Origin of the sequence: Afifella marina DSM 2698, assembly GCF_900102695.1 — a bacterium.
Lineage (GTDB): Bacteria > Pseudomonadota > Alphaproteobacteria > Rhizobiales > Afifellaceae > Afifella > Afifella marina.
Window position 1 is genome coordinate 86,975 of record NZ_FMVW01000006.1, and the last position, 14,806, is coordinate 101,780.

Here is a 14,806-nt window from a genome sequence, read left to right on the forward strand (position 1 = left end):
CGCTGTCAGTGATGCACTTGGATGTGCCTCATCATCTCCGCGACGCGCCCCACGCCCGGAGGACCGTGCACGGCGCGCCAGATCGCCTCGGCGTCCACCGCGAGCGCCGAGCGCGCCGCACAGGCAAGGAATTTCGTCTTGAGAGCGTCTTCGCTCAGAGGCTGCTGCGGGTGGCCCGTCGGAACCGAGACGATGCGCTCACACATGCCCCCGCCTCTCTTCGTCACCCGCACGCGCGCCCGTTCGGGCGTTTCAGACACGGCACCCGTCCCCGAAAGCGCCGCGTCCCGCGTCACCGTCACCCGTTCAGCAAGGGCCAGGACGTCGTTTCGTCGGATCGCCTCGGCCGTAAATGTCCTCGTATCGACCCGGCCGTCGATCAGTGCCGCCGCCGCGCAGTAGGGCAGGCTGAAGCGCGCCTCGGCCACATTCTGCGGCAGCCGGTAGCGGAGATTGGTGGCTGCTGCGAACGAGACGACCGCCTCAACCTCGACGACATCCTCGGCCGCCAGCCCCTCCTCCGCGCGCATAGCAAGAAGCGCATCGATCGGGCGGTGAGTACTCCCGCAGCACGGGTAGAGCTTGCGCCAGGCGCCATACTCCGAGATCGCAGGCTCGCCGCCGAGTTTTTCGTCAATCACCCTGGTGCCCGGCGCCGCCTCGCCCGCCGTCATGGCGACGATGCCCCACGGCCCGTCGATGGCTTCCTCCGCCGCCGTCACGCCGCTCTGCGCCAGCCGCGCAGCCATGAAACCGTTTTTCGCGGCAAGGCCTGCATGAATGGGCTTAGCCATTGTGCCGAACTGCTGTTTGGAGCCCCCGGCCATGCTGGTTGCGAGACTGATCGCCGAGGCCGTCTGCGCCGCATTGAGACCGATCAGCCGGGCAACCGCAGCAGCCGTCGCGGGCGCTCCGAGCGAAAGCGTGCTGTGCCAGCCATTGTTGTAATGCGCGAGGTTCATCGCCTCGCCGAGCCGTGCCATCACCTCGAAGCCGACCAGGAACGCGTCAAGACATTCGTCCCAGGACCGATCTTCCTCCTCGGCAAGCGCGAGGAGCGCCGCCGTCAGCGGCGCGCTCGGATGCGCCATCGCCGGGTCGAGAACGTCATCGTAATCGAGCGCGTGCGCGGCCGTTCCGTTGGCAAAGGCGGCAAAGGGAGGCGGCAAGCGCCTCGTTTCTCCGAGGACGGTCGCTTCGCCCGTTCCCCAGGCGGCAACCGTCGTCACGACCTTCTCGCTCGCCGGCTCGACAGATCCGGCAAGCATGCAGCCGATCGTATCGATCAGGCAGAGCCGCGCCTCCTTCAGGCAGGCAGCCGGCCAGTCTCGCGAGGTCTCCGCAGCCCATTCGCCGAAGCGCGCCGTCGTCCTCACTGCACCGCCTCCTCCGCCCGCGAGACCTTTTCGGTCTGCCGCCAGCCTTCCGGAAAATGGCACGCTGCCTCAACGCCCTCGATCGACCGCAATGCCGGCGGCTCGGAGGCGCATTTCGGCTGCGCGATCGGGCAACGCGTATGGAAACGACAGCCCGCAGGCGGATTGGCCGGCGACGGCACGTCGCCTTCGAGCAGGAAACCCCGTCTGGACCGTGCCACATCCGGGTCGGCGATCGGGCTCGCCTGCAGAAGGGCGCGCGTGTAGGGATGCTGTGGTCGGGTGAAAACCCTCTCCGTCGGGCCGCGCTCGACCACCTGCCCGAGATACATCACGGCGACGGATTCGCAGAGCGAACGCACGACACTGAGATCGTGGGTGATGAAAATCGAGGCGAGATCGAGCTCTTGCGTCAGCTTGCGGAACAACGTCAGGATCTGCGCCCGGATGGACACGTCGAGCGCGGACACCGCCTCGTCGGCGATGATGATCTTCGGCCGCGAGGCGATGGCCCGGGCAATGCAGATGCGCTGCCTCTGGCCACCGCTAAACTGATGCGGATAGCGCCCGAGATAGGCTTCGGCAGGCGACAGCCCGACGGCGTTGAGAAGGCGGATGACTTCGGCTTTGAGCTCGGCACGCGGCACGATCTTATGGATACGCAGGGGCTGCGCGATCGTTGAGAACACCGTTTTGCGCGGGTTCAGGGAATCGAACGGGTCCTGGAAGACCATCTGCACAGAGCGGCGGAAATTCTGGCGTTCCTGGGGACTGAAATTGCCGACATTCTGCCCGGCATAGATGATGTCGCCAGCGGTCGGTTCGGTGAGGCCGACGAGCGTGCGCGCGATCGTCGACTTGCCGCAGCCGGATTCTCCCACGAGGGCAAGAAGCTCGCCTCGTTTCAATTCGAGGCTCACGCCGTCGACGGCCCGCACGGGCAGACTGCCGGCACTGAAAAGCCCACCGCTCGTCTCGTAATGAACCTTGAGCTCGTGGATGGTGAGGAGAGCGTTGGTCATTGATGCGCCTCCTCCAGGTGGCAACGGACCATGGCGCGGCCCTCTCCTGCCCGATCCAGGCCGGGCATTGCGGATGGACAGGGATCGAACACGCGCGGGCAGCGCGGATGGAAGCGACAGCCGGGCGGCGGCGCCAGAAGCTGCGGTGGCTGACCGTCGATGACGGCGAAATCCTCGCTCACCCGGTCCGGTCGCAACGACGATTGCAGGAGGGCCTGCGTGTAGGGATGGCGCGGGTGCTGGAAGATCTCTCGGACGCCGGCGTCCTCCACGACCTGGCCGGCATACATCACGTAGACCCGGCTGCAATATTGCGCCACGAGGCCGAGATCGTGGGTGATGAGCAGGACCGCCGTGCCGAGTTCATGGCGGAGATTGTCGATCAGCTCCATGATCTGCGCCTGGATGGTCACGTCGAGCGCCGTCGTCGGCTCATCGCAAATGAGAAGCGACGGCCGGCATGCGACCGCGATCGCGATCAGAACGCGCTGGCGCATACCGCCGGAGAGCTGGTGGGGGTAATTGTGCACGACGTTCTCAGCATCGGCGATGCGCACGCGCCGCAAGGCTTCAAGCGCCTGGGCATCCGCTTCGACCCGCCCTGCCCCGGTATGGAGCCTGACCGCTTCCGCGATCTGCTCGCCCACCTGTCTCAACGGATTGAGGAAGGTCAGCGGGTCCTGAAAGATCATGCCGATGGTGCCGCCACGGATCTGGCGCATGGCGCGTTCGGGCGCGGTCACCAGGTCTTTGCCCGCCACTCGGATCGAGCCGGAACGGAAGCGTGCATAAGGCGGCAGAAGGCGCATGATGGAGAGCGCGGTCATCGACTTGCCGCAGCCCGATTCACCCACGAGAGCAACCGCCTCTCCCTCGTCCACGCGGAGCGAGAGGTTTTCCACGGCACGAACCGTCCCGAGTTCGGTCTCCAGATGCATAGTCAAATCATCGATGCGAAGGACGTCGGTCACGGCTTCACCTCGCTCGCGCACGGGGATTGAAAAGGTCATTGAGGCCATCGCCGACGAGATTGGCGGCGAGGACGGCGAAGAAGATCAGGCTTCCCGGCAGCGCCGTGGCCCACCAGGCCGTGCGCATGATTTCCTGCGATTGGTGCAGCATCAGACCGAGGCTGATGCGGTTCGGATCGCCGAGGCCGAGATAGCTCAGCCCCGCTTCCAGAAGCATCGCCTGGCCGACCTGGAGGGTGGCATTGACGATGACTGGGCCGAGCGCATTCGGAAGGATCTCGCCGAATATGATGCTCGCAGTGCTCGCCCCCGCAATACGGGCGGAGGAGACGTATTGCCGGTTCTTCAAGCTCATCACTTCGGCACGGATGACGCGCGCGCTCTCCGGCCAGCTCAAGAGGCCGATGGCGATGACGATGTTGACGATGCTCGCCCCGAAGAAGGCGACGAGGAGGATCGCCAGGAAGAAGCGCGGGATGACCTGGAAGATCTCCGTCATCCGCATCAGGACGTCGTCGACGAAAGCGCCGAAATAGCCCGAGATACAGCCGATCAGGATGGCGATCGTGCTCGACATGGCGGCCGCAACGAAACCGACGAAGAGGGACACGCCGACACCGAGGCTCGCACGGCTGAAGATATCGCGCCCGAGTTCGTCCGTTCCGAAGATATGTGTGAGTGACGGCGGCGCCATCGTCTCGCCGACGCCGATGCTCAAGGGATCGTAGGGCGACAGAACCGGGCCGAGCACAGCCAGGAGCACGAGAAGAATGAGGACGGCCGTGCCGACTGCCGAAGCGCGGTTGCGGAAGAAAATGCGCAGGCCGCTCGGCTGGGAGGCAACGGTGAAGCTGGATGTCTCGATCGTCATCGCCACCTCTCAGCGGTAGAGAATGCGCGGATCAATGAGCGCATAGATGATGTCGGTGAGGACGTTCGCGATGATCACGAAGAGCGAGATCACGACGAAGAGGCCGAGAAGGAGCGGATAATCGCGGGCGTTGATCGCCTCGTACATGAGGCGTCCGAGACCCGGCCAGCCAAAGACCGTTTCCACGAGAACGGAGCCGGCGAGCATGAAGCCGAAATTGTAGCCGATGACGGTGATGACCGGCAGGATGGCATTGGGCAGGGCGTGCACGAAAAGCACCCGCCTCTCCCCCGCGCCCTTGGACCGCGCGGTGGTGATGAAGTCCTGCACGAGCACGTCCATCATCTTGATGCGCGTCATGCGAAAGATGAGCGTCAGATGGTAGATGCCATAGACGGTCGCCGGCAGCACCAGATGGTGGAGCACGGAGGCGATATAGCCCCAGCCGTGGCTCGGCGCACGAAGCGACACCATGCCCTGAACGGGGAACCAGGGCAGCTTGAGCGCGAAAACGAGAAGCACGAGCTGGCCGAGCCAGAAGACCGGCATGGAAAAGCCGGCAAGCGCGAAAATCGTCGCCGCATTGTCGGTCCATCCAAAAGGACGGCGCCCCGCGATAACGCCGAGACCGATCCCAAGCAGGCTACTGATAACGAGGGCCGTGCCCATCAGGAGGAACGTCGCCGGCACCCGCTCGAAGATGAGACCGGAGACGTCCTGACGGAAACGGAAGGAATAGCCGAGATCGAAGGTGGCGATCTTGGCGATATAAGAGAGAAATTGCTGCGGTAGCGGCTCGTCGAGACCGAATTCCTCGCGCACCTGAGCGATATATTCGGGCGTCGTCTCCATTTGACCGATCAGGGCATAGACGGGGTCACCCGGCGCCGCCTGGATCAGCGTGAAGTTGATGAGCACGATGACAACGATGATCGGCACCGCCTGCAGAAGGCGCCGCGCGACATAGCGGGCATAGCGAAAGCGAATGCCGCGCTTGGCTCTCGCCTTCCCTGCCGCCGCGACATCTGTCGCGACGGCGTCGCCGCCATTTGCTTTGGAGGTGGCCTCGACCATGATCCGCCCGCGCCTCAATCCTTGAACCAGGCGTTATGCCGGCTCTGGAAGTAACCGTAGGGACCGGTCACCGCGTCCATCAGCCGGGCGTTGGCGAGATGCCCGTCGGGGAATTCGAAGACGGGGATCGCGGGTAGGTCCTGCATCAGGATCTTCTGCGCCTCGTCCCAATTCTCCTTGCGCTTCTCCTCGTTCACCTCCGAGGCGTCCTCGTCGAAGATCTTGTCGAGCTCCGGGTTCGAGTAGCCCATGGCATTGGTGAAAGGGGAATGGTTGATCTGCTTGGTGTGATAGCGGGTCACCACGCTGATCGCGGGATCGGGGCCGGTGCTGTAAAGCTGCATCGCCGTATCGAAGTCCCACTGATCGAAGACCTTCTCGATGAAGGTCGGCCGGTCGTAGGTCTTCACATCCGCAGTGACGCCCACGTCGCGCAGCTGATCCCGGATGATCTCCGCCGATTTGCCGTCATAGGGGCGTCCCGCAGCCCAGAGGATGTTGATGGTGAAACGGATGCCGTTGTCGCCGCGCGGATAACCCGCTTCGTCGAGGAGCTCGTTCGCCTTTTCGACATCGCGGTCGTAGACATCGTAGCTGCCGTTGAAGGCCCATTTCAGATTGCTGTTGAGGAAGCTGTGGGCAGGCCGGCCGGCTCCGAAGAGCGCCTTGTCGGAGATCTCGTTGACATCGATCGCGTAGGAGAGCGCTTGCCGCACTTCGTTTTTGGCGAGAGGCCCTTTGCGGACGTTGAGAAGCCACATGCCCTGCACGGCGATGGCATCCGCGCCGGTCAGCAGCTTGAAGCGCGGATCCTTGGCAAGCCGCGCGACCTCGTTGTGGGGCACCGCCGTGTAGTCGATGAAGTCGACCTCGCCCCGCTCGAAAGCAAGAATGCGGGTGTTCGGATCCGGAATGAACTGGAAGATGAGCCGATCGAGATACGGCTTTCCTTCCATGAAGTAATCATCGTTGCGCTCAAGAACGACATGGCTTCCCTTCGACCATTCCACGAACTTGAAAGCGCCGCTGCCGATCGGGTGCTCGTTGGCCGGATTGGTCATCGGATCGGAGCCCTCGTAGATATGTTTCGGGAGGATTTCCGCGCCGCTCCGCAGCTGATAGGCAAGAAGGGTGAGAAGCGGCGGAAATGGCTTCTTCAGCTTCATGACGAAGGTGTGCTCGTCTTCCGCCGTCGCCGATTCCACGTTCGGCCACCAGGAGCCGCGGCTTGGATGGTACTTCGCGACGACGTCGTTGAAGGTGAAGGCCACATCCTCTGCCGTCACCGGCACGCCGTCGTGAAAACGGGCATTCGGATCGAGATGGAAGGTGTAGGTGAGACCGTCTTTAGAGATCTCCCAGGAACGGGCGAGTTCGGGCACCGGCTCGAAATCTTCGTTGAGCCCAACGAGGCCGCTAAAGATGTTGGCGGCAATGCTGTGGCCACCGGTATCGGTATGCAGAAAGCCGACGAGCGCACTCGGCTCGCCGCTCAAGGCGATCACCATGGTGCCGCCGCGCTGTTGTGCAGCCACCGGCGGCGTTGCCACCATCAGAGCTGCGCAGAATGCACCGGCAGCGAAGGCCAGCATCCTCATCCATTGCATCGATCGTTCCCCTTTTTCTTGCTCGTGAGGAGATCTCACCGGGCGCTCCCCGAAGAAGGCGCTACAGGTGAGGTTTTCGCGGGTTCGTTGTCCGCGAACCTTTCGATCGAGAAAGGCTCGATCGGGACGCTCGTGTCGCCGGTCGCGGCGAGATCTGCGAGGACGGATCCGACGCCTGGACCGAGCTGAAAACCATGACCGCTGAAGCCGAAAGCGTGCAGAAGACCCGGGGTCTTAGCGCTCCAGCCGAGCGCGGGCAGCTTGTCCGGCAGATAGCCTTCGACGCCGCTCCAGGTGCGCACCACCTGCACGCCAGCCATAGAAGGAAGAAACCTGACGAGCGAACGGAGCTGTGTGAGGAGATGTGCGGGACGCGGCCGTGGCCTCGGATCGGCGAGATCGACCGCAACATGCACGCCGCCTCCGAAGACGACGCTGCCGCGCTTCACCTGGCGCATGTAGAAACTGGAATCGCCCGTCCCGAGCACGGGCTGGACGAAGTAGGGAAGCGATTCCGTCACGCCCATCTGCGGGCCGCGGGCTTCCATCGGGACGGATTCGCCAAAGGAGGCCGCGAAGCGATTGCTCCATGCCCCGGCGCTGTTGATGAGGATCGGGGCGCGCAGAATGCGGCCGTCCGCCGTCTCGATGATGAAACCATCACTTTGGCGCGTGGCGCCGATCACTTCGCATTGCTCGAGGACATGCGCGCCCGCCCGCCGTGCCGCCCGCCCGAATGCGGGTGCAGCGAGCCGTGGATTGGCGTGTCCGTCCTCTGGCGAGAACGAGGCGCCGACGGCACCGGGCCCGAGAAACGGATAGTCCGCACGCAGCCGGTTCACACCGACGAGCGTCAGCGACAGGCCCCAGTGCCGGGCTTCGGCGTTATAGGCCTCAAGGGCTGCAAGCGAATCCTCGTCGAAGGCGATTTTCAGATGCCCAGTCGGCAGGAATTCGCAATCCTCGCCGATCAGTGCCGGCAGCCTGCCCCAGATGTCGCGGGCATGGTGGGCGAGCGGCAATTGGATGAAGGGTCGCCCCTGGCGCCGCACATTGCCGAAATTGACGCCACTCGCCTGCGCACCGATGCGCCCGCGTTCGACGAGCGCGACGGAGAATTTGTAACGCGTCGCCAGAAAGAAGGCTGCGGAGGCGCCCATCAGCCCGCCGCCGACGATGACGACATCGTATTTCGTCGCATCCGTCATTCGCCCGCCTCCGTCTGGAGGGCGGTGGGCAGCGGCTTCACCGGCGCCTGACCCCGCAAGCGCCCGACCGCAGCGAGTTCGACACCGAGCGTTTGCGCCGCAATACGCGCGGCCGAAGCACCGCACATGCGCCCCTGACAACGGCCCATGCCAACACGGCAGAACGCCTTCGCACGATTGACCTCACCAGCGCCCTTGTCCCGCAAGGTAGCGCGGAACGTGCCGACCGAGACTTCCTCGCAGCGGCACAGCAGCGTCGTGTCGGCAATGTTCTCGTAGAGATGCTCGGGAAACGGAAAGGCGTCACGCAGCGCCGCCGCGAAAGCCGAACCTCGCCGCATGGCCTGGAGAGCCTGATTGCGCACGGCCGCATCGAATGGCATGCCCTGATCCTGGAGGCATGCCAGCGCGGCAAGCGCACCGGTCGCTTCCGCCGTATCGGCTCCGCGCACCGAGGCGCCGTCTCCGGCGAGATAGACACCATCCACCGAAGAGCGACCCATCTCGTCTTGGCGCGGCAACCATTGCCCGGCGCGGGCATCGAAAGCGAAATCGCAGCCGAGAAGATCGGCAAGCTGCGTCTCCGACTGCACATGATAGCCGGTCGCGATCGCGTCACAGGCGAAAGTCCGCTCCCGCCCCGCGCGATCGCGCAAAACGAGGCGGGCGACACGACCCTCGCCTTCTGCGCGCAGGGGAGAAACGTCATGCAGCATGGGAACGCCATGCGCCGCCAGCCAGGCGAAATAGTAGAGCCCCTTCGCGGTGTTGGCGGGGTTTGCGGCCATTCTCGGCAGACCGGCAAGCTCGCGCGAGAGCGGCGTCGTATCAAAGATACCGGCAAGGTTCCCGCCGGCGCGGCGATACTGGTAGGCGACGAGATAGAGGAGCGGCCCGGAACCGACGAGGGCGACGTTCCTCCCGATCAGGCACGCCTGGTATTTGAGAGCGATCTGGGCGCCGCCTAAGGTATAGACGCCGGGCATTGTCCAACCCTCGAAGGGGACAATGCGGTCGACGGCGCCGGTGGCGAGGATGAGGGCGTCGAAGCCGATGACATCTTGGCGGCCGTCGCGGTCAGCGAGGTGGAGATTATGCCCCTCGGTGCCCCAAACCATCGTCCCTGGCCGATAGTCGACCTTGTCTTGAAGGCGGTCGAAGGCGTCATGAAGACGGGCCGCTTTGCCGGCCTCGAATCCGTAGAGCTTTTTCAGGGAGCGGCCGAAACCCGGCGGCTGGCGGCGATAGATCTGGCCGCCGCTCCTCGGCGCTTCGTCGACGACCACCGGCTTCAAGCCGGCGGCGACCAGCGTTTCCGCAGCCCGCGTTCCGGCCGGCCCCGCACCAATGATGACGACCCGAGACGAGCTCATTCTGGACGCGCTCCGTTGAATGGCGAACGCGTCCGCAACCGCATATCCGGTTCGATCATCGTGGAGCAGGCACGGACTCTTTTGCCGTCTTCAGTCCAAATCCAGCAATCCTGACAGGCCCCCATCAGGCAGAAACCCGCTCGCGGTTGCTCCAGGATCTCGCTCAGACGCACTTCATGGTCATGGGTCAGGAGAGCCGTCAGCACCGTGTCCCCAGACAGCGCCGTCGCTGGACGCCCATTCACAAAGAAAGGCACGATCTCGCGATCTTGTTCGGCGACACGAAGAAAGAGCGACTGTTCGTCCATGACATGCAAAACCGCTGCGTCTCGTTGTCGCGATTGAAGAGCGAGATACAGAGGAGATCAAATTCCGATGTGTCGACAAACAATAGCCCGAGGCTATAGGCTGACTGAATAAAGCCCTCCTGGAGACCCATGAACGCGCGCCAACTGGAGATTTTTCGCACGATCATGCAGACGGGAAGCGTCACCGACGCGGCCAAGCTTCTCAACGTTTCGCAGCCGACGGTGAGCAAGATCCTCCATCACATGGAGGATCAACTTGGTCTCCGACTCTTCCGGCGAATCCGCGGCCGTCTTCACCCCACACCGCAGGCGGAGATGCTCTTCCCCGATGCCGACCGCGTGTTCCGAGATCTTGGAGCGCTTCGACTTCTTGCAGAGGAATTGCGCGCCGGCTCCGGCGGCGTTCTGCGTATCGCCGCCTCCTCCTCACTCGCCGCCGCGATCGTGCCGCGTGCGGTCGCGTCGTTCCGCGCAGCAAATCCGCGGGTCAAGATCGTTTCGCATCTCCTGCCGGGCGCCGAGACAGCGGAGATGGTGCGCTCACATCAGGCCGATCTCGGCCTCTGCCTGTCACCGCAGGATCTTCACACGCTTACGATGCGAAGCCTCGGCCAGGTCGAGATGATCTGCATCTTCCCGCGCGGGCATCGTCTTTCGGCCCTCAGCCACGTCACGCCGCCGGACCTTGCCAACGAGACGTTCATTTCCTTCAACTCACTGAACCATTTCGGCGGGCTCCTCGATGAGGCCTTCCTGCAGTACGACGAGACCCGACGTGTCGACATCCAGGCGACGATGTCGATCGTTGCGGCCGTTCAGGTCGCCCAGGGCTCGGGGGTCGCCATCGTCGACCGCTTCGCCATGCTGATGGCACCGGAAAACGTCGACTGGCGACCGTTCCGGCCCGTCCTGTCCCTGCCCATCAATCTGCTTCTGTCGGAAACGCTTCCGTGGTCGCGCTTCCGCAACAGCATGATCGAGCATCTGCAGAAGGCAGTCGAAGAATATCTTGAAAGCTGACGGCCAGCCCCCGCCCATCTAACCCGGGCGCAGCCATCTCCAGGGACTGACGCAGACGAGCCTTAAACGGGTCTGGGTCGCCAGCGGCTGGCGCGCCGCTCAAGCGGCTGCACCACGGCGAGTCTACTGGCTCAACCAATGAGCCGGCAGCGGTCTAAAGCGCGGCCATATAGGTGTTGAGGTCCTTCAGCCGCGGCACGACGATCATGCGGGTGATATGGCCCTTCTTGAAGGCTTTCAGGAAGCGTTCGTAATTGGCGAAGACCACGCAACCGTTGGACTGGGAACGCGAGCCGCCGCCGGCATACATGTAGGGGTGCGCCAGAAGCCCGTCGCGATTATATTTCTTGCGGCCATCGGAGGGCAGCAGGCGAATGGCCTCCGCGCCATGAAAACGGCTTTCGCGCATAACGAGATCGTAGACGTTCGGCGGCGTCGGGCCGCGGTTCTTTTCCCGCACATAGCGGGGATCGTCCTGCATCTTGGCAAGGCCAGAATGCGCCTCGAGACGTTCGCCATTGGGCAGATAGACCGTCGCCGATTGAATCTCGTAGACGGCAATGCCGCTGTCCCGTCCCGGAAGCGCGGCCCTGCCGGCAGGCGCAAAGAGCTTATTGAAAAAGCCGTCAGATGAATCGGTTGCGACGGGATCTTCGACCGCCGCATAAGCAAGGCTTGCTGCAGGCCGGCCACCTCTCGCAATCGCACCCGGCGCCGGGCGGGAGGCCGGCACAGCCACCTTCTTCAAAACGGCCTGCGCATCCAGAGCTTCGTCAAGACCCGTCGGGGGCGCCGGCCTCGCATCGGGCTCCAGGCTGGCGATCTCCATTTCGCCGAGATCAGGCCTCGGCGCGGGGACGAGGTCGAGACCTGCCACCGCTTCAGCAACCATTTCGTCAGACGACGTCGTTCGATCGCCCCCGATGAGGGCCGCGAGATACGGACCGGCCGTGGGCTCAAAGGCCTCAGACACCCAACGGCTCGCAAACACCTCGGCACTTGTCTGGGTGACCATCGCGAAGGCCGTCGCCGAATGTGCTGCCGCGCTTTCGTTCGTCGGAACCAGAAGCCCCGGATAGCCCGCAACGATTTCCGGCAGGGGAATCATCCTCGGCTGCCAGACGAAACGCTGTGTATCGAAAAGACCGTTGGCCGGGCGTTTCACGTCGGCGTCTTCAAAAAGGCGGCTCCCGAACCTGGGGCTGCCCTGCCCGAGACGGCGCGACGGACCCTGCTTCAGAGCGACCGAGGACAGGCGGTCTCCCCGCGGGGCGGGCTTGAGCCGCGCGCCTTCGCCAATCATCGGCGCCGAAAAAACCTCTCCTGCCGCGATGAGATGAGCGGAGGCTTGTACGACCCTCTCGGCGACGAGCGGCGTCGTCCCCACCAACGCGGCAATGCCGGCAACGGCGCTCAAAAAGAGCAGAGGCTTGGAGCCCTTCAGGCGTCTCCGCGCCGTCAACAGACGCGCATCAAAGCTCGGCTTCATCAACAAGCTTCTCCCCTGCCCTTGCGAGCGAACCGCAACTCCCACTCAGGCCGGACGTCGGCACATGCGCGCTCCGGACTGCGGTTCCCTCCTATATACGCCGAGGCTCGTTATGCTTTCGTTTACGATAACCGACGCCTCCGCTCTCGGCGGGCTGCCCCTGCCGCAACCGCCAAAGGACACGTAAAAATCGCGCGGAGAATGCCTGCTCGCTCGCGTCAGGGCAACCTCCCCACCGACGGCGGGTTCGATCCTCCTCGCCTGGGGACCTTTGCAAGCCGGTTTCCATGAATAGATCATCCTTGATTTTAACGTTATAACGTTTCAATCTCGTGTCCTGACCACCAGAGCTATCCCTCAGAGACATGACACGCTTCCCCGCGACCCTGCCGCAAGAAAAGACACTCGGGCGGCCGCGTCCCGATCGCGCCGCCGTCGAAGCCGCAGTCCGGCTCATCATCGAATGGGCCGGCGACGATCCCGATCGCGAAGGCCTGATCGACACGCCGGCGCGCGTCGTGCGCGCTTACGAGGAGTTCTTCGAAGGCTACAACACCGATCCGGCCGAGCTTCTCGCGCGAACTTTTGAGGAGACCGACGATTACGACGACATGATCGTGCTTCGGAACATGCGACTGGAATCGCATTGCGAGCACCACATCGTGCCGATCATCGGCAAGGCGCATATCGCCTATCTGCCGAACCGGCGTGTCGTCGGTATCAGCAAACTGGCGCGGCTCGTGGAAGTTTACGCGAAACGGCTGCAAATCCAGGAAACTCTGACCTCGCAGATTGCCAACACGATCGCGGAGGTTCTGCGCCCACGCGGGGTCGCCGTCGTCGTCGAGGCCGCCCATATGTGCATGACCACACGCGGCATCAGGAAACCCGGCGTCACAATGGTGACCCGCCGCTTTATCGGCGAGTTCAAGGACGATGCCGATTTGCGGCGGGACTTTCTCGCTCAGATCGCGGCCCCGAGCGAGCGTTTCGGCTGAGCACGACAACGGGTACTTCACCGCCCGAGAAACGGCGGGCCTTCGAAATCAAACGACACCGCTTCGAAAAGCGGTGTCGTTTTAATGCGCCAGCGTCAGGCGGCCTGCGACGATCCCCACGCCTCGAAGGGGTCCGGGAGATTCCGATAGTCATTCGGATCGAAACGACCATCCTCGGTCGGTTCTGCAAGACAACGCTCGAGCATCGCCGTAATTCGCTCGCGGCTCATCTCGCCCAGCATGCCGATGAAGACGATCTCCTGGCGCCGGTCCCCATAAACGGGATCGAAAAAGCTCAAGATCCGCTGGCGGAATTCCGGATCATCCGGCCAGCGCGACTGCGGCACAGAAGTCCACCAGAAGCCGAGCGGTCTCACCGTCGCCGCCGCGCCGGCGAGGCTGAACTCGCCCACGATCTGAGAGCGGGTGGCGAGCCAGAAATGCCCCTTGGCGCGGATGACGCCGGGCAGCGGCGTCTGCAGGAATTCGTTGAAGCGCTCGGGAATGAGCGGGCGACGTTCGCGCCAGACAAAGCTCGTCACGCCGTATTCGGCGTCTTCGGGCACATGGTCGGCAAAGCCATAGAGCTCTTTGAACCACATCGGATGCTGGTGGGCGCGGTCAAAATCGAACAATCCGGTATCGAAGAGTTCAGCTTCAGCGATCCGGCCATAATCCGTCTCGATCAATTTTGCGTCCGGGTTGAGGCCATGCACGATCGAACGGGCGGCCTCGAGATGATCAGGCTTTGCGTCCGACACCTTGTTCAAAATGATGATGTCGGCAAATTCGATCTGATCGACCAGCAGGTTGACCAGCGTGCGCTCATCCCCCTCTCCTGCCGTCTCACCGCGATCGGCGAGAAAATCGGAGGATCCGTAATTCTGCAGGAGATGCATGGCGTCGACGACCGTGACCATCGCATCAAGGCGCGCGATGTCGGAGAGGCTTCGTCCGTTCTCGTCGCGATACTCAAACGTCGCCGCGACGGGCAAAGGCTCGGACACGCCGGTGCTTTCGATCAACAGGCAATCGAAGCGCCTCTCTTCCGCCAGGCGACGCACCTCTTTGAGAAGATCGTCGCGCAGCGTGCAGCAGATGCAGCCGTTGGTCATCTCGACCAGCTTCTCTTCGGAGCGGTTCAGCGCCGTTTCTTCGCGCACGAGGTCGGCATCGATGTTCACCTCGCTCATGTCATTGACGATGACAGCGACGCGCCGGCCCTCCCGATTGTTGAGCACATGGTTGAGGAGCGTCGTCTTGCCGGCGCCCAGAAAACCCGACAGCACGGTGACAGGCAGGCGCCCGTCATTGGACCTGGATTGTAGCATCTCGCCTCACGATACGTTATTTTATAACATATCACTTCGATAGCGAGATCGTCTTTCGCCTGTCAAGCCGCGTTCGTCCGCCCCATGCGATCAAGAGGAGGCGCAACGTCGACGCGAAGAGGGTTTCCGACCGGGTCTGGCATCACCTAGCCCCCCGG

At 63.4% G+C, this 14,806-nt stretch carries 13 protein-coding genes; 2 read left to right on the forward strand and 11 right to left on the reverse strand.

The window, feature by feature from the left end; translation table 11 throughout:
• Positions 1-5: 5 nt before the first annotated feature.
• From BLP76_RS13200 to BLP76_RS13240, 9 genes are read right to left on the reverse strand one after another with little or no spacing between them, the layout of a single operon-like run.
• On the reverse strand, positions 6-1,376 hold the full coding sequence (locus tag BLP76_RS13200) for an MmgE/PrpD family protein (protein WP_170130459.1): 1,371 nt from the start codon (positions 1,374-1,376) through the stop codon (positions 6-8).
• Complete coding sequence (locus tag BLP76_RS13205) at positions 1,373-2,398, reverse strand: ABC transporter ATP-binding protein (protein ID WP_092813986.1); 1,026 nt, start codon at positions 2,396-2,398, stop codon at positions 1,373-1,375. The genes BLP76_RS13200 and BLP76_RS13205 overlap by 4 nt, the downstream gene beginning before the upstream one ends.
• Positions 2,395-3,369: an ABC transporter ATP-binding protein gene (locus tag BLP76_RS13210; protein ID WP_244514578.1), complete on the reverse strand. Its 975-nt coding sequence runs from the start codon at positions 3,367-3,369 to the stop codon at positions 2,395-2,397. Before BLP76_RS13210 ends, BLP76_RS13205 begins: the two co-directional genes overlap by 4 nt.
• 4 nt (positions 3,370-3,373) lie before the next feature.
• A complete protein-coding gene (locus BLP76_RS13215; protein WP_092813992.1) occupies positions 3,374-4,240 on the reverse strand; it encodes an ABC transporter permease in 867 nt (288 codons plus the stop codon).
• Positions 4,241-4,249: 9 nt separating this feature from the next.
• Entirely contained in the window at positions 4,250-5,314 is a 1,065-nt protein-coding gene (locus BLP76_RS13220) for an ABC transporter permease (protein ID WP_092814048.1), read from the reverse strand.
• Positions 5,315-5,328: 14 nt separating this feature from the next.
• Positions 5,329-6,921 (reverse strand): ABC transporter substrate-binding protein, encoded by a 1,593-nt coding sequence (locus BLP76_RS13225; RefSeq protein WP_092814051.1) that lies wholly within the window; start codon positions 6,919-6,921, stop codon positions 5,329-5,331.
• A gap of 35 nt (positions 6,922-6,956) precedes the next feature.
• Positions 6,957-8,129, reverse strand: a complete 1,173-nt coding sequence (locus BLP76_RS13230) for an NAD(P)/FAD-dependent oxidoreductase (protein ID WP_092814053.1) — start codon at positions 8,127-8,129, stop codon at positions 6,957-6,959.
• On the reverse strand, positions 8,126-9,502 hold the full coding sequence (locus tag BLP76_RS13235) for an FAD/NAD(P)-dependent oxidoreductase (RefSeq protein WP_092814056.1): 1,377 nt from the start codon (positions 9,500-9,502) through the stop codon (positions 8,126-8,128). Before BLP76_RS13235 ends, BLP76_RS13230 begins: the two co-directional genes overlap by 4 nt.
• Positions 9,499-9,810, reverse strand: coding sequence for a (2Fe-2S)-binding protein (locus tag BLP76_RS13240; protein WP_092814059.1), 312 nt, complete (start codon positions 9,808-9,810; stop codon positions 9,499-9,501). The genes BLP76_RS13235 and BLP76_RS13240 overlap by 4 nt, the downstream gene beginning before the upstream one ends.
• 129 nt (positions 9,811-9,939) lie before the next feature.
• Between BLP76_RS13240 and BLP76_RS13245 the strand changes: the two genes are divergently transcribed.
• Positions 9,940-10,830, forward strand: coding sequence for a LysR substrate-binding domain-containing protein (locus BLP76_RS13245; RefSeq protein ID WP_092814061.1), 891 nt, complete (start codon positions 9,940-9,942; stop codon positions 10,828-10,830).
• A gap of 154 nt (positions 10,831-10,984) precedes the next feature.
• Here the strand turns inward: BLP76_RS13245 and BLP76_RS13250 are convergent, their stop codons facing one another.
• Complete coding sequence (locus tag BLP76_RS13250) at positions 10,985-12,319, reverse strand: DUF2778 domain-containing protein (RefSeq protein WP_244514579.1); 1,335 nt, start codon at positions 12,317-12,319, stop codon at positions 10,985-10,987.
• A gap of 365 nt (positions 12,320-12,684) precedes the next feature.
• On the opposite strand from BLP76_RS13250, the gene folE reads away from it, so the two are divergent.
• Positions 12,685-13,317 carry a GTP cyclohydrolase I FolE gene (gene folE / locus BLP76_RS13255; protein WP_092814064.1) on the forward strand — a complete coding sequence of 211 codons (633 nt, stop codon included), beginning with the start codon at positions 12,685-12,687 and terminating at the stop codon, positions 13,315-13,317.
• A gap of 95 nt (positions 13,318-13,412) precedes the next feature.
• Here the strand turns inward: folE and BLP76_RS13260 are convergent, their stop codons facing one another.
• The gene (locus BLP76_RS13260; protein ID WP_092814067.1) at positions 13,413-14,648 is read right to left on the reverse strand and encodes a GTP-binding protein; all 1,236 of its coding nucleotides are present in this window, start codon (positions 14,646-14,648) and stop codon (positions 13,413-13,415) included.
• Positions 14,649-14,806 lie beyond the last annotated feature (158 nt).